The 14,748-nt window shown below is 54.2% G+C and carries 12 protein-coding genes; 8 read left to right on the top strand and 4 right to left on the bottom strand.

Annotation, left to right across the window (positions count from 1 at the left end; translation table 11 throughout):
- Positions 1 to 141 precede the first annotated feature (141 nt).
- Entirely contained in the window at positions 142 to 2,544 is a 2,403-nt protein-coding gene (locus tag R9X49_RS12545) for a TonB-dependent receptor domain-containing protein (protein WP_319848722.1), read from the bottom strand.
- 250 nt (positions 2,545 to 2,794) lie between these two features.
- Between R9X49_RS12545 and R9X49_RS12550 the strand changes: the two genes are divergently transcribed.
- From R9X49_RS12550 to R9X49_RS12580, 7 genes are all read left to right on the top strand, one after another.
- Positions 2,795 to 3,130: a DUF2314 domain-containing protein gene (locus R9X49_RS12550; RefSeq protein ID WP_319848724.1), complete on the top strand. Its 336-nt coding sequence runs from the start codon at positions 2,795 to 2,797 to the stop codon at positions 3,128 to 3,130.
- Positions 3,131 to 3,193: 63 nt separating this feature from the next.
- On the top strand, positions 3,194 to 3,844 hold the full coding sequence (locus R9X49_RS12555; RefSeq protein ID WP_319848725.1) for a hypothetical protein: 651 nt from the start codon (positions 3,194 to 3,196) through the stop codon (positions 3,842 to 3,844).
- A 35-nt stretch (positions 3,845 to 3,879) separates the two neighbouring features.
- Entirely contained in the window at positions 3,880 to 4,383 is a 504-nt protein-coding gene (locus tag R9X49_RS12560) for an SUKH-3 domain-containing protein (protein ID WP_319848727.1), read from the top strand.
- A gap of 189 nt (positions 4,384 to 4,572) precedes the next feature.
- On the top strand, positions 4,573 to 6,843 hold the full coding sequence (parC, locus tag R9X49_RS12565) for a DNA topoisomerase IV subunit A (RefSeq protein WP_319848729.1): 2,271 nt from the start codon (positions 4,573 to 4,575) through the stop codon (positions 6,841 to 6,843).
- A gap of 150 nt (positions 6,844 to 6,993) precedes the next feature.
- Positions 6,994 to 7,731, top strand: a complete 738-nt coding sequence (locus R9X49_RS12570) for a 1-acylglycerol-3-phosphate O-acyltransferase (RefSeq protein WP_319848730.1) — start codon at positions 6,994 to 6,996, stop codon at positions 7,729 to 7,731.
- 100 nt (positions 7,732 to 7,831) lie between these two features.
- Complete coding sequence (ftsP, locus tag R9X49_RS12575) at positions 7,832 to 9,247, top strand: cell division protein FtsP (RefSeq protein ID WP_319848732.1); 1,416 nt, start codon at positions 7,832 to 7,834, stop codon at positions 9,245 to 9,247.
- A 334-nt stretch (positions 9,248 to 9,581) separates the two neighbouring features.
- Positions 9,582 to 10,319, top strand: a complete 738-nt coding sequence (locus R9X49_RS12580; protein ID WP_319848733.1) for a GntR family transcriptional regulator — start codon at positions 9,582 to 9,584, stop codon at positions 10,317 to 10,319.
- Between the two features lie 67 nt (positions 10,320 to 10,386).
- On the opposite strand, the gene dkgA is transcribed toward R9X49_RS12580, so the two are convergent.
- From dkgA to R9X49_RS12595, 3 genes are all read right to left on the bottom strand, one after another.
- Complete coding sequence (gene dkgA, locus R9X49_RS12585; protein WP_319848735.1) at positions 10,387 to 11,214, bottom strand: 2,5-didehydrogluconate reductase DkgA; 828 nt, start codon at positions 11,212 to 11,214, stop codon at positions 10,387 to 10,389.
- 393 nt (positions 11,215 to 11,607) lie between these two features.
- Entirely contained in the window at positions 11,608 to 12,771 is a 1,164-nt protein-coding gene (gene yqhD / locus R9X49_RS12590; RefSeq protein ID WP_319848736.1) for an alcohol dehydrogenase, read from the bottom strand.
- Between the two features lie 3 nt (positions 12,772 to 12,774).
- Complete coding sequence (locus R9X49_RS12595) at positions 12,775 to 13,515, bottom strand: NADPH-dependent oxidoreductase (protein ID WP_319848737.1); 741 nt, start codon at positions 13,513 to 13,515, stop codon at positions 12,775 to 12,777.
- Positions 13,516 to 13,726: 211 nt separating this feature from the next.
- Here R9X49_RS12595 and R9X49_RS12600 point away from each other — a divergent pair, with 211 nt between their 5' ends.
- Positions 13,727 to 14,734 (top strand): AraC family transcriptional regulator, encoded by a 1,008-nt coding sequence (locus R9X49_RS12600; protein WP_319848739.1) that lies wholly within the window; start codon positions 13,727 to 13,729, stop codon positions 14,732 to 14,734.
- Positions 14,735 to 14,748: the final 14 nt, after the last annotated feature.

The following is a 14,748-nucleotide window of genomic DNA, read 5'->3' on the forward strand; positions in this document are numbered from 1 at the left end:
GCGTAATTAAACGGGGTGCGGCGGGAAGAGCGTGTAGAGAAAAATAAAAAGGCAAGAAAGCCGCGGTGTGCATTCTTGCCTGAGTGGTGGCGATGCCTGAATGAGGCACCGCCTGTTCAATGACAGCGTGAGTGATGCGGATTAGAAGTCCACGTTCACGCCCAGTTGGAAGGAACGGCCAGGCTGCACGGAGAGTGCGCGGTCATACTGCCCCTGCCGATCGTTGGTCTCAATCTGGCGGCTGCTGAGATAATCCCAATATTTACGGTCAGTCAGGTTATACACGCCGCCGTTGATTCTCACGTTTTTGGTCACGCGATAGTAGGCCGTCAGGTCAACCATGCCGTAGCCGGGAATCCGCATATATTCGGCACTCGAGGCTGTGATCGCGCTGCCTGCATTGGTATAGCTTTCACGGCTGGTATCCTTCGCCTGTTTCCCTTTCTGGAAGGTGGAGGTCAGGGCGGCACCGTAGCGCTGGGAAGGATCGTCGTAGGCGATACCTATCACCGCTTTCATCGGAGCAACGCTGTCGAGATCGACATAGCGGTCGCCAAGGTAGCGGGATTGCGATTGGCCTTTGGTGTAGCCAAACGCCAGCGTGGTGCTGAGCCCATCAACAGCCGGGAACCAGGTGCCTAGCTGTATTTTGCTGCTGACTTCGCCGCCGTAGATATAAGCCTTATCGCGGTTTTCCGCCTGATATATCGTACTGATGTTACTTGGCACATTGGTAAATTTATCGGGGTTAGCGCTACGACGGTAACGGGTGTTGGCGATAAAATTCTTATACGTGTTGTAGAACAGCGCGGTGCGGAAAGTGATTCCCTCCGTCGCTTCACCTTTTAAGCCCCATTCGACGTTGTTGCTGGTTTCTGTTTTGAGGTCGCTATTGCCGATAAAGGCATACTGGAATGGCCCGGCATAGTTGGCGTCAAGGTTGGTGCTGCCATAAAGCTGGCTGGCATCCGGGAATTGTGCGCCACGACGGTACTGCAAATAGGTTGTCAGCGTTGGGGTGATGTCATAGAGGAAGCTCAGTGAAGGCAGGACTTGCGTATCACTGTTGGCTTTACCGTACAGTCTGTTGACATCGGATTCATTGATTACGCTGCCGTCACCGCTCAGGCGAACCGTATTGGTTGGTTTGGTGCGCTGATGGACGGCGCGCACGGCAGGGACAACCGAGAAGGCGTGCCCCGCCAGATCCCACGTAACCGTATCCTGCACAAAGCCTCCAACGGTGTAGCTGTTGCTATCGGCTTCTGGCTGCATGATGTTATTGGCACCCGTTTGATTAGGCGATTGCCTGAACGGGCGCTCTGTCTTGCTTTGGCTGGCATTAAGGCCCCAGCTGAACTCGTGACGATCCCAGCTTTTCACCATATGGGTATCGAATCCATAGGTGGTGACATTGTAGTCGGAATAGACCCGGTGGCTATCTGCTGCCGCCATCCCTGTGGTTGCTGGCAGCCAGGTATTGTCGTGTGATTCGCTGTTTTGGAAGTAAATGCGGCTATCAACCAAATCGACCAGCGTATTGTTAACGGGCGTCCAGCGATCTTTCAGGCTGGCGGTCCAGCGGCGTGTCTCGCTGCTTTGTTGTGCCGTGCCGTAAATGGTGTTGTTGCCGCTTGGCAGATTACCCCAGTAGTCATAATGGGTATGGTTGGTTTTATGGTAATAATCCAGCGTACCGGTGAGCTGATGCTCGTCATTGGCCTGCCAAATGCCGGACGCCAAAATGGCGTTAGAGTGCCAGTTGGCAGGGTAAGCGGCGATCTCGTCGCTGTTATTACGCGTTTGCTGGCCGTCGCGGCGGCTGAGTACGAGAACGCCGCGCAGCTCGGCATCACCACCTGCGGCGGTGATGCCGTTATGCCAACCATGGTTGGCGGAATCAAAGTCACTCTGAAGACCAAAGTAGTCCTGCTTGCCTGCTTTCAGATAATCATCGGCAGATTTGGGGCGGAAGGAGACGCTGCCACCGAGTGCATTGATGGTATTTTCGGCGGAGGTGACGCCTGACTCAATATCGACGCCGCTGTACACGTAAGGGTCGATATAGTCGCGTCCCATGCCGAACGTATTGAATCCGGCGCGGCTGGCGTAGCTGCGGCCTGTGGCATTGGGCAGAGCGATGCCATCGGTATCGATAGCCACGCGGTTGCTTTCAATGCCGCGAATGTTGTAGCCCGTGTAACCGCCGCGATCGAAGCCGCTTTTCCCTGTATTACTGCCACCGCTGGCACCCGTTGCGCTCACCAGCGGTTGATAACGCATGATGGTGCCAAAATTATTGCCGCCTTCTTTCTGCATATCTTCGGCGGTTAGCGTCGTACTCGACCCCGCTTTTTTCTCAATTTTCGGCGAGTTAACGACCATCACATCGTCGGTCTGTCCCGTTTTTTCTGCCGAAGTGTCTTGATTCTTCCCGCTGAGTACGTTGTTGCCCGTGGTGCTATCCGCTGCCATGCTGTTCAGCGCGACGCCAGTTAAGATGCTGGTGAGAAGAATTTTATTTAAATTCTTGTTAATTAACATAATGATGCTCTGCTATAAGGTTGTTCTGGCCAGCGGCGTTGGGGAAACATGGCGTGCTGGTAGCTAACGTCTGCAAGGGAAATGCAAAACGACGAATAACATTAATTATCATGTGGTAATGATAACTATTATCAATATGCTAATTATTATCATCTGTTGTTGCAATGATGATGAATAATTCTTAATGAAACGGTATGTGTGCTATCAATGCTGAAGCGACGGTGGATGCGCGATGTATCAATGAGGTGTAATGAAACTGCCAACGTATGAAACCGATCACTACGAGCTGGACGACGGTGAAGCGCTTAACCGCGAGTATCCTGATTCATTCTGGATTCCAGACAACGAAGTACGTGAGTCACTCGTCCCCGACGATTTTGTTAAGCTGATCTTTCGTATGGAAAAAACCGCAGGCGCGGATGAGCTTTCGGTGGAAAGGATGTGGGTCAGAGTGACGAAAAAGCATCACGTGTTTTATCAAGGTGTTTTAGACAATACTCCCACGGGAAGCGACTGCGTGCGGTGCGGCCAGATTGTTACGTTTCATGCTTGTCACGTGATTGGTATTTATGGAAAGGATGAATAGCCGCATTGGTCACAGCAGCGACATCCAGGTGCCAGCTCTGCTGGTTGATAGGGTACTTAATAGATGAAGATTGCGGCACTTCGGGCAAAAGCCCGGCGTAACACGCTTGAAGTCGAGCATATTCTTGCTGCGGCGAAAGCACGCTTGCCGGGGTTACGCGATGAGCTTAATCGGCTATCCGCTGAGTGTAGCTGGTCTCAATCACCCTATTTGCCCGATGGCACACACGTTGTGCCGTTAGCGAAATGGGCTGACATTGCGGGCGTTTATGCTGACGATGGGATTGAGGCGCTGGGTGTGCTGGCTGCTGAACCCGATAATGCTGCGTATGTGATCGGCCTGCTTGAAGCGCTTCAATCACATGCTGCGGTGAATGCGTTGATAGCTTTCTTTCCTGCCGTTATGCAGGCACCTGAGCACGCGCTGGAAACGGCATGGCGCCTTACCTCCACCTATAACTCGCTCTTGAGTTTCAAAGGCGGCGTTGTGGCGACGGACGAGCAGGCAACGGCGGTGCGCACTTTTCTGATGCGGCTTTTACCGCTGGCAACGTCGGAACATCATATCCTCCTGATATTCTGTGCGCTGCGTGGCGTTGGCGATTCATCCTCTCTGGAACTGCTGGCAGGCCAACGCGATCTGGCTCCACCCAATGACACAATCAGAGCAAGTGTTATACGCGCGATTCGCCAGCGACTGAAAGATCAACGCTGACTTTTCCCTTAGCCGCAACTGCGAGATGACTCACGATGTCGATTGAAATCCCCGAATCCGTGCTTCCACTGTTTCAGGCGGCGGGCTGGCCGAATGTCGCACCACAATCAGTCCCGCCGTTTATGCCTGAGAATCATCCGGCTTTTGCTATCCTGCACGCGTTTGGCGGGCTGACGGTTGGGCAGTGTGGCGCAGGAGAAGAGTGCGCTAGCGGCGATATTATTTTTGGCTGCAACGAGGATATGCAGGAGGATGAAACGCTGCTGGAGTGGCAGGGCATTCTGAATACGACGCTGATTCTGATCGGCGAAACCCATCATTCACACGGTGCTCTGCTGATGGATAGCGAGGGAGTCTGCTACGGAATGAGCTTTATACATGAGGCATTCTGGTTTGAAGGGGCCGCTTTCGGTGCTGCCGTTGAACGCATTCTGCTTGGCCGTAAGGGGAAACCGATGCTGCGGCCAGACGAACCGTCAATATCCGTATATGGCGAAACGATTACCGCCGATCATCCGAGCGTCTATCACTACCGCTAGCCCTCTTTTCTCGCCGAAGCCGGATTCACCTCAGTCATTATCGGCGTGGAGCCGCGACACGGTTCTCTGCGAGATTGTTCCCTGTGACAGCACCTCATCAGATAAGGTACTATTCCCGCCAAACATACCGCCGCTATGGCGTGCCGGAAAGCGTAACCATCGCGCCGCGATGTGAGGGAAATGAGATAAATGAGTGAGATGACTCATGACGGCGCAGAAAGCCTTGCGCTGCGCACGTTTACCGAAAATGCATACCTGAATTATTCCATGTACGTCATCATGGACAGGGCACTGCCGTTCATTGGCGATGGCCTGAAGCCTGTGCAGCGTCGCATTGTGTATGCGATGTCCGAACTGGGGCTGAATGCCAGCGCCAAATTTAAAAAGTCCGCCCGTACCGTGGGGGACGTGCTGGGTAAATACCACCCGCACGGCGACAGCGCCTGCTATGAAGCAATGGTGCTGATGGCGCAGCCGTTCTCGTACCGCTATCCGCTGGTGGATGGTCAGGGGAACTGGGGCGCGCCGGACGATCCGAAATCCTTCGCCGCCATGCGTTATACCGAATCGCGGCTGTCCAAATACGCTGAAATCCTGCTGTCGGAGTTAGGGCAGGGCACGGTCGATTACACCCCGAACTTTGACGGGACGATGCAGGAGCCGAAGATGCTGCCTGCGCGTCTGCCGAATATTCTGCTGAACGGCACCACCGGTATCGCCGTTGGTATGGCCACGGACATACCGCCGCACAACGTGCGCGAAGTCGCTGCCGCCGCGGTGATGCTGCTGGAAAAACCGAACGCCTCGCTGGACGATTTATTGCAGCATGTCCAGGGGCCGGATTTCCCGACGGAAGCCGAAATCATTACGCCGCGCGAGGAAGTGCGCAAACTCTACCAGAATGGCCGCGGCTCGGTGCGTATGCGCGCCGTCTGGAAAAAAGAAGACGGTGAAGTGGTGATTACCGCGCTGCCGCATCAGGTTTCTGGTGCCAAAGTGCTGGAGCAGATTGCCAGCCAGATGCGCGCGAAGAAACTGCCGATGATCGACGATCTGCGCGATGAATCCGATCACGAGAATCCAACCCGTTTGGTGCTGGTGCCGCGTTCGAACCGCATCGATCTGGATCAGGTGATGAACCATCTGTTCGCCACCACCGATCTGGAAAAGAGCTACCGCGTTAACATGAACATGATCGGTCTGGATGGTCGTCCTAGCGTGAAAGGGCTGGTCGAGATCCTGAGCGAATGGCTGGTATTCCGTCGCGACACCGTGTGCCGCCGACTGAACTACCGCCTCGAAAAAGTGCTCAAGCGCCTGCATATCCTTGAAGGTTTGCTGACTGCGTTCCTGAATATTGATGAAGTCATTCATATCATCCGCACGGAAGATGAGCCGAAGCCGGTACTGATGCGCCAGTTCAGCCTGAGTGAGACGCAGGCTGAAGCGATCCTGGAACTGAAATTACGCCATTTGGCCAAGCTGGAAGAGATGAAAATCCGCGGCGAGCAGGACGATCTGGCAAAAGAACGCGATCGGCTTCAGGACCTGCTGGCGTCAGATCGTAAGCTCAGCAATCTGATTAAGAAAGAAATTCAGGCGGATGCGCAAACCTATGGCGACGATCGTCGTTCGCCGCTGCATGAACGCAGCGAAGCGAAAGCGATGAGCGAACATGACTTTGTGCCGTCCGAACCGGTCACCATCGTGCTGTCGGAAATGGGCTGGGTACGTAGCGCCAAAGGGCATGACATCGATCCTGCCGGACTGAGTTACAAAGCGGGCGATAGCTTCCGCGCTGCCGCGAAAGGCAAGAGCAATCAGCCTGTGGTGTTTATTGACTCCACCGGCCGCAGCTACGCGCTGGACCCTATCACGCTGCCTTCCGCACGTGGTCAGGGCGAGCCGCTGACGGGCAAACTCACGCCGCCGCCGGGCGCGACGATTGAGCAGGTGCTGATGGCTGCAGACGATCAGCCGCTGCTGATGGCATCGGATGCAGGCTACGGCTTCGTGTGTACCTTCAACGATCTGGTCGCGCGCAACCGTGCGGGTAAAGCGATTATTACGCTGCCGGATAATGCGAAGGCGCTGGCGCCTATCGAGATCCACGGTGACGATAACCTGCTGATGGCGATCACCGCCGCTGGCAGAATGCTATTGTTCCCTGTCTCCGATCTGCCACAGCTGTCAAAAGGCAAAGGCAACAAGATTGTGTCCATCTCTTCGGCAGATTTTGCTGAAGGTAAAGACCGTCTGACCTGGCTGTATCTGCTGCCACCACAGGCTTCAGTCACGCTCTATTTCGGTAAGCGTAAGCTGGTGCTGCGTCCAAACGAGCTTCAGAAGTATCAAGGGGAGCGCGGGCGGAAAGGCACGTTGCTGCGTGGGCTACAGCGCATCGACCGGATTGAGGTGGATGCACCGCAGCAGATTAGCACTGGCAGCAGCGAAGAATAACCCCTCCGTATTGTCCTGTGCAGGTTGAGAAAGGCGGTGTAATACCGCCTTTCTTTAGTTTCCGGTTGCCATCTTGCAGCAAATTGAATCACCGTGTGTTTTAGCGCGAAATCGCTATACTAGCGGCGGCTGTCGGCTAATGAGGTTGCTATGTTATCCATTTTGCGTTTTTTTATTGTCGTTATATTTTCGATTTTGGTCTGTGTTTTTGGCTTGTTTTATTGCCTGTTCAGCCCTAGAAATCCCCGTCATGTGGCGACCTTCGGCCATCTTTTTGGACGCTTGTCCACGGTGTTTGGCCTGAAAGTAGAAATGCGGATACCGGAAGAAGCCGCGCATTACGGCAACTGCATCTATATCGCGAATCATCAGAATAATTACGATATGGTCACGGTATCCAAAGCCGTCCAGCCTCGTACGGTTACCGTGGGTAAGAAAAGCCTGCTGTGGATCCCGTTCTTCGGACCGCTCTACTGGCTGACGGGTAATTTGCTGATTGATCGCGAAAACCGCGCGAAAGCGCACGGCACCATCGCTCAGGTGGTGAAACACATTAAAGAACGAAACACGTCTATCTGGATGTTCCCCGAAGGTACGCGCAGCCGTGGACGCGGCCTGCTGCCATTCAAAACCGGTGCTTTTCATGCCGCGATTAGCGCAGAAGTGCCGATTGTGCCGATTTGCGTTTCTACGACCAGCAATAAAGTAAAATTGAACCGCTGGAATAACGGCCTCGTTATCGTAGAAATGTTGCCGCCCATTGATACCCGCGCGTATACCAAAGATCAGGTTCGCGAGCTGGCTTCACACTGCCATGATGTGATGGCGGCCAAGATTGCCGAGCTGGATGCGGAAGTGGCGGCGCGCGAAGCGGCAGACAAAAAATAAACTTACCCATCGGGTTACGTGATTATTTCTTCCGATTGTCTATTCAAGAACGAATCGGAAGTTAAACTTTGCTTACGGTTAATGGATTTACGGAGTCATTATGTCACTCAGCCGACGTCAGTTTATTCAGGCATCGGGCCTTGCGTTATGTGCGGGTATGACGCCACTGGCGGCTAAAGCCAGTGGGAATTCCGCCGCATTGCCGATACCGCCATTACTGGAGTCGCGCCGAGGCCAGCCTCTTTTTCTGACCATGCAGCGTGCCCATTGGGCATTTTCCGGCGATCGTAAGACAGCCATTTGGGGCATCAACGGCCACTATTTGGGGCCGACGGTGCGGGTGTATGACGGCGATGACGTTAAGCTGATTTACAGCAACCGACTGAACGAGCCTGTTGCGATGACGATCGGTGGGTTGCAGGTGCCGGGTCCGCTGATGGGCGGGGCTGCCCGCATCATTTCTCCGGGAACCGACTGGTCGCCGGTATTGCCTATTCGTCAGCCGTCGGCGACCTGCTGGTATCATGCGAATACGCCGAACCGCATGGCGCCACATATCTATAACGGGCTGGCTGGACTATGGCTGGTGGAAGACCGAGCCAGTAAAGCCTTGCCGCTGCCCAATCACTACGGTGTTGATGATTTCCCATTGATTATTCAGGATAAACGACTGGATAACTTTGGTGTCCCTATTTATAACCCGCCTTCTAGCGGCGGCTTCGTGGGGGATTCGCTATTAGTTAACGGCATCCAAAATCCCTTTGTTGAAGTGTCCCGCGGCTGGGTGCGCCTGAGATTGCTGAACGCGTCGAACTCCCGACGTTATGTGATGCGGTTGAGCGATGGCCGGGCGATGCATGTGATTGCCAGCGATCAAGGACTGCTGCCCGCGCCGATGGCGGTGAACCAGCTTTCTCTCGCGCCCGGTGAACGGCGTGAGATTCTGATCGACATGTCGCAGGGCGAAGAAGTCACGCTGACGGCCGGGGAGTCGGCTGGGATTATGGATCGCCTGCGCGGCTTATTTGAGCCTTCCAGCATCCTGATTTCTACGCAAATACTCACGCTTAAGCCGACGGGCCTGCTGCCATTGGTGACGGACAACCTGCCGATGCGCCTGCTGGCCGACAACATCATTGAAGGCAGCATCAGCCGCACGCGCGAATTCCGTCTGGGTGACAGCTTGCCCGGCATCAACGGTGCGATGTGGGACATGACACGTGCCGATGTACAAACTCAGCTTGGCCGCTGTGAACGCTGGATCATCCACGCCGATACGCCGCAGGCTTTCCATATTCAGGGTGTTAAATTCCTCGTGCGCAGCGCGAATGGCGGCCCTCCGGCCGTGGAAGACAGCGGCTGGAAAGATACGGTGTGGGTGGATAACGATGTCGAGCTGCTGGTTTATTTCATGCAGCCTTCCTCAATGGCGTTCCCTTTCCTGTATTACAGCCAGACGCTAGAATTGGCCGACCGTGGTTCAACGGGACAGCTCATCGTACAGCCTGCGATGTAAACCGCCTGCCATCCCCTTCCCCTCTGCCGTGACACGTGTGACGGCAGTGTTTCTGGTATCCACCTGTTTCTTAATGTGATCCACCTCTATTCAGACAAACCAAAATTAAAGATGCGAAGCCGCGCGGACGATACCTTATAGATTGATGTTGTTATGAATTAAGGGTGAATCACGTTTGAACCGCATGCTGTTCCGGATCTGACAGGTGCTAAAGAAACACGTTTTATTACAACAATTTCAGAGTCGGAGCGTTTCGTTTCGCGATGAAATCAGGTTCACTCCCTGTTTTAACCTGCACGCAGCCAGAATGCTGCGTCACTAAAAAGGCTGCACTATGCGGGAATTACTGCTTTGGGTCAGGGATCAGCTGGCTGAGGCGTCGTCGGCGCCTCGCTATATGCAGCTCGCGTCGTTGCTTGAATCAGAAATCGGCCGTCGGAAGGCGTTAGCAGGCCAATTCTTACCTGCGGAAAGATTGATTGCGCAACAGCTGGGATTATCGCGCGTAACGGTTTCCCGTTCCCTGTCGCTGTTGGAAGAAAAGGGGCTGATTGTTCGCCAGCAGGGAGTGGGAACCCGCGTCGCTCAACGGCTTCACTACGCGTTGAGCACCGAAGATGAAGGGTTCACCGCGCTGGTACTGAAACAGGGTGGCGTCGCTGGCAGCCTGTGGCTGGAGAAGACTATACAGGTTCCACCTGCTGCCATCGCGGCAAAAATGTCGCTGCCGGAAGGTGAGGCGGTTACCTATCTGCGGCGCGTGCGGCTGAGCAATGGCGAGCCTGTCTCGCTGGAAACGACCTGGATACCGCAAAAATTCCTGCCTGACCCGGAAGCGCTTGAACAGTCTCTCTATCAATATTGGATGACGGGCGGGATCACGCCGGACAAAAAGCGCTATCGTTTCAAAGCGATTGCCTGTGCGGCAGAGATCGCCGCGCGTCTTGGTATCGCGGTGGAAGCACCGATACTGTATTGCCAACTGCATGTTTATAACGAACAGGGTGAACTGCTGGAATACAGCGAAGCACATTGCCGTAGCGATGTGTATGAGATTCAGTTTGCCGATTAGAAGAAAAATGCCAGCACGGTGAATGCTGGCATTAAAGATGGAGTCGCTCTGAGTCGTGGATTAGTGCTTAGTCGTTTCTCGGTTCATCTGGGTCTGAGCCCAGTCGTTTTCCACTGTCCAACTTGGCTATTTCACCCAGCTCGTCTTTATCCAGACGGAAATCGAACACCTCAAAGTTTTCTTTGATGCGGGAAGGCGTCACTGATTTAGGAATCACCACCAGTCCGCTGTCCAGATGCCAGCGAATCACGATCTGTGCCGGCGTTTTTCCGTATTTTGTCGCCAGTTTACGGATAATTGGATGGTCAAAAACGCCCTCGCCGCCCTGCGCCAGTGGGCTCCAGGACTCGGTCTGGATATGATGCGTCGCATTCCAGGCGTGGAGCTGTCTTTGCTGGAGAAGAGGGTGCAGCTCGACCTGATCGATAACCGGCAATACGCCCGTTTCTTCTTTTAGCCGCTGTAAGTGGTGGATATGGAAATTACTGACGCCGATGCTTTTCGCCAGACCCTGTTCCTGGAGTTTGATGAGTCCACGCCAGGCATCCACAAAGGTGTTCTGTTGCGGGAGCGGCCAGTGAATCAGGTAGAGATCGATATAATCTAACCGAAGTTTTCTCAGGCTTTCTTCCAGCGCCTTCTGGGGATCGGTGTGATCGCCATTCCAGAGTTTGGTGGTGATGAAGACTTCTTCACGCGGTAGATTCGCGGAGCTTAGCGCCTGACCGACGGCTTCCTCGTTTTTATAAATAGCGGCGGTATCGATCGCCCGATAACCGATGGACAATGCTTCAGTCACGGCGATCACCGTGTCTTCACTGCTTGCTCGCCAGACACCAAGGCCCAACTGGGGCATGATATTGCCGTCCGCCAGCTTAACTTTCGGTTGCGTCATCTCATTCTCCTTTTATATCCGTTAATCCATAAAAATATCATAGAGTTAACTGGATGGACGACCTGTTCATATCACGAAAATAGCGGAACGTGATCCCTAGCAGGAACAGGCATATGATTTCATTCTAGTAGAAAAATGCAGCGGTTATGGATTGTCCGATGATAAAGGGAGCCGATTGGCTCCCTTTAACAGACACAGCATTGAGGGTATATACTCGTCATACTTCAAGTTGCATGTGCGTTGGCTGCGTTCACTCACCCGAATCACTTACTTGAGTAAGCTCATCGGGATTCCCTCGCTTGCCGCCTTCCTGAAACTTGAATTATTTAGAGTATCGATATGGTTTAAACGATAACGTTTTCTCCTGTCATTCGAATGATGGGGTGGAGAGGCTTAGCGCGCTGCTTCGTAAATCTTCTGACTTTCTTTCAGCGTAATGTCGCGGTGCTCGCCTAGCGCAGTCAGGCCATGTTCGTTGAGCTTGGCGACCAGTGTCGGAATGGAACTGCCATCCAACTGGTAGTCAGACATACGGGTCGGTACGCCCATTTTCTCGAAGAAGTCACGCGTAGCGGCAATTGCGCCGTCGATGCGCTGGTCTTCGCTGCCATCGCGCAGGTTCCAGACGCGCTCGGCGTATTGCAGCAGTTTGTCGCGCTTCTGGGCTTTTCTTGCTGTCAGCATGGCGGGCAGAACGATAGCCAGCGTCTGGGCATGGTCAAGACCGTGCAGCGCCGTTAATTCGTGTCCCAGCATGTGGGTTGACCAGTCCTGCGGCACGCCTGCGCCAATCAGGCCGTTCAAGGCCATGGTGGCGCTCCACATCACATTAGCTCTGACCTTGTAATTTTCTGGTTCTGCCAGCGCGCGCGGGCCTTCTTCAACCAGCGTCAGCAGCAAGCCTTCCGCAAAACGATCCTGTACTTTGGCATCGACGGAATACGTCAGGTACTGCTCAACGGTGTGAACGAAGGCATCAACCACGCCGTTCGCAATTTGACGAGCGGGCAGGGTGTACGTCACCACCGGGTCGAGTACGGCGAAAAGCGGCTGGGTGTAACGTGAACGGAAGGCGAGCTTATCGTTGGTCGATTTACGGGTGATGACCGCGCCGTTATTGGATTCCGAACCGGTCGCAGGCAGGGTGAGCACGGCTGCCATCGCGACACCGCGATCGATTTCCGCGCCGCCGGTTTGCAGGATATGCCACGGGTCTTGCGCGGCCTGATAATCTGCGGCGGCAGCGATAAATTTCGTACCATCAACCACAGATCCGCCGCCAACCGCCAGCAGGAAGTCAATCTTCTCCGCACGGACGACCTCGACGGCTTTCATCAGCGTTTCGTAAGTCGGGTTCGGCTCAATGCCGGAAAATTCGCGTACGTTGCGGCCTTCTAAGGCGCGATAGACCTGATCCAGCACGCCATTGTGCTTCACGCTGCCGCCGCCGTAGGTGATGAGAATACGGGCGTCGGCAGGAATTTCTTTGCCTAATTCAGCAATCTGGCCTTCGCCAAACAAAATCTTGGTAGGGGTATGAAGTGTGAAATTTAGCATAGGTTATTTGTCCAGTTTAAAGCCTTGTTGGAGGATCGCGGGTAAGACTTTCGGGAAATAAATGTGCTGATAGTAACTGGCGGTGTTATCACCCCAGTTGTCGCCGTCTGTGCGACCGGCTTGCTGCCAGTGTGCCACCAGCGTGTGGTTATATTGCTCAATCGCCGCAGGCAGAACGTCCTGATGATAGGTTTCATCATGGCGGAATGAATTCAGCGGCAGACGCGGTTTCTGATGCGCAGGGGTGTCCACGTAACCGATAGCGACGCCTGCAACGGGGAACGTCAGTTCAGGCAGCTCCAGAAAGTCGATCATCGCCTGCGGTTCGCGACGAATACCGCCAATCGGGACGATGCCCAGCCCAAATGAGCGTGCGGCGGCCATCAGCGTGCCGAGCGCAATACCGACATCCGTTGTGCCAGCGATCAGGCTTTCGAGGCTTTCATGCGCGTGCTGCTGCTTGTCGCTCATGGCAATCCCGACCTGCGTTTTATGCATGTCCAGCACCACGGTAATGAAGACGGGCGCCTGGGCAATCCACGGCTGGCCACCGGCCAATTCGGCGATACGCGCCCTACGTTCCGGGTCGCGAGTGACGATGAGCGAAACCTGCTGAGAGTTTACGGACGTGGGTGCCAAATGGGCGGACTGAATAATGGCATCCAGCACATCATCGGGAATCGCTTTATCAAGATAGCTACGTTCACTGCGGTGTGAAGTGAACAGTTCAATCGTTTTATTCATGTCTTTTCCCGGGGGATGAAGGGGCGAATGTATGCTTAGTATTGTCATCAACCCGCGAAAGCCGTTCAATGCACATTTCTGTTTGCTTATTGCCTATTCCTACAAAATACAGGAGAAAAGGGTGATAATAATTCGCAGGTATGTCATTTTGTTTCTTCTGTCAGGAGAGAGGCTTCGGGCAGGAAAAGCGAACCCGTAGCGAGATAACACCATGGTGACTCACACTCAAAGCATGTTGACGGAAAGCCAATCTGAGCCGCTTGTTCAACAACCAGCCGTTCAGGCACGATTCGCTCAGAAAGACCCAGAGCAGCAGACGGTGCGGCAACGCATCGTGCAGCAGGCTATCCGCTGTTCAACCAAAAGCTGGACCACGCCTTCGCTCGTGCCGCAGGTCAAAATTCTGTATACGGAACAGCATCATCCGCGTGTGCCAGTGATGTATGAGCCGACGATCGTCATCATTTTTCAGGGCCAGAAAATTGGCTATCTGGGCGGGAAAACCTTCCAGTATGACCCGGAAAACTACCTGTTGATGACCGTGCCGCTGCCGTTCGAATGTGAAACGATAGCCAGCGTTGAGCACCCGCTGGTGGGGATCGCGATCCGTATTGATATCCAGATGCTTCAGGATTTGCTGATCGACATTGGTGACGACGACAGCGCCGTCCGCCCTTGTTCCTGCTCGTGTGGGGTGAACAGCGCGCCGCTGACCGATGAGATTCTGTGTGCCGTGGAACGGCTGCTGGATGCGATGGATAATCCACGTGATGCCCGCGTGCTGGGCCCGACGATTGTGCGCGAGATTATCTATCATATGCTCTGCGGCGAACGCGGTGCGGCATTACAGGCGCTGGTCAATCGGCACACGCACTTCAGCCAGATTGCCAAGTCTCTGCGACGTATCGAAAACCACTATGCCGATAGCCTGAATGTGGAACAGCTGGCGGCGGAAGTGAACATGAGCGTCTCGGCATTTCACCATAACTTCAAAGCGGTCACCAATACATCGCCGTTGCAGTACCTGAAATCCTACCGCTTACATAAAGCGCGCGTGCTGATGATCAACGAGGGGCTGAGAGCGGGTGTGGCGGCCGTTCGCGTAGGGTATGAGAGCGTGTCGCAGTTTAGCCGGGAGTTTAAGCGCTATTTCGGCGCGACGCCGGGCGATGAAGTGGCGAGATTAAAGGCCAGCAATATGGCGGTTGAGGAAAGCTGAGGGCGTTAAGAAAA

The organism is Pectobacterium carotovorum, assembly GCF_033898505.1.
GTDB lineage: Bacteria > Pseudomonadota > Gammaproteobacteria > Enterobacterales > Enterobacteriaceae > Pectobacterium > Pectobacterium carotovorum_J.

Coding starts and splice junctions, on each gene's coding strand:
- R9X49_RS12600 (WP_319848739.1), top strand. CDS start 13,727: ATGGTGACTCACACTCAAAGCATGTTGACGGAAAGCCAATCTGAGCCG.
- dkgA (WP_319848735.1), bottom strand. CDS start 11,214: ATGACGCAACCGAAAGTTAAGCTGGCGGACGGCAATATCATGCCCCAG.
- R9X49_RS12550 (WP_319848724.1), top strand. CDS start 2,795: ATGAAACTGCCAACGTATGAAACCGATCACTACGAGCTGGACGACGGT.
- R9X49_RS12560 (WP_319848727.1), top strand. CDS start 3,880: ATGTCGATTGAAATCCCCGAATCCGTGCTTCCACTGTTTCAGGCGGCG.
- ftsP (WP_319848732.1), top strand. CDS start 7,832: ATGTCACTCAGCCGACGTCAGTTTATTCAGGCATCGGGCCTTGCGTTA.
- R9X49_RS12595 (WP_319848737.1), bottom strand. CDS start 13,515: ATGAATAAAACGATTGAACTGTTCACTTCACACCGCAGTGAACGTAGC.
- R9X49_RS12570 (WP_319848730.1), top strand. CDS start 6,994: ATGTTATCCATTTTGCGTTTTTTTATTGTCGTTATATTTTCGATTTTG.
- R9X49_RS12545 (WP_319848722.1), bottom strand. CDS start 2,544: ATGTTAATTAACAAGAATTTAAATAAAATTCTTCTCACCAGCATCTTA.
- R9X49_RS12555 (WP_319848725.1), top strand. CDS start 3,194: ATGAAGATTGCGGCACTTCGGGCAAAAGCCCGGCGTAACACGCTTGAA.
- R9X49_RS12580 (WP_319848733.1), top strand. CDS start 9,582: ATGCGGGAATTACTGCTTTGGGTCAGGGATCAGCTGGCTGAGGCGTCG.
- parC (WP_319848729.1), top strand. CDS start 4,573: ATGAGTGAGATGACTCATGACGGCGCAGAAAGCCTTGCGCTGCGCACG.
- yqhD (WP_319848736.1), bottom strand. CDS start 12,771: ATGCTAAATTTCACACTTCATACCCCTACCAAGATTTTGTTTGGCGAA.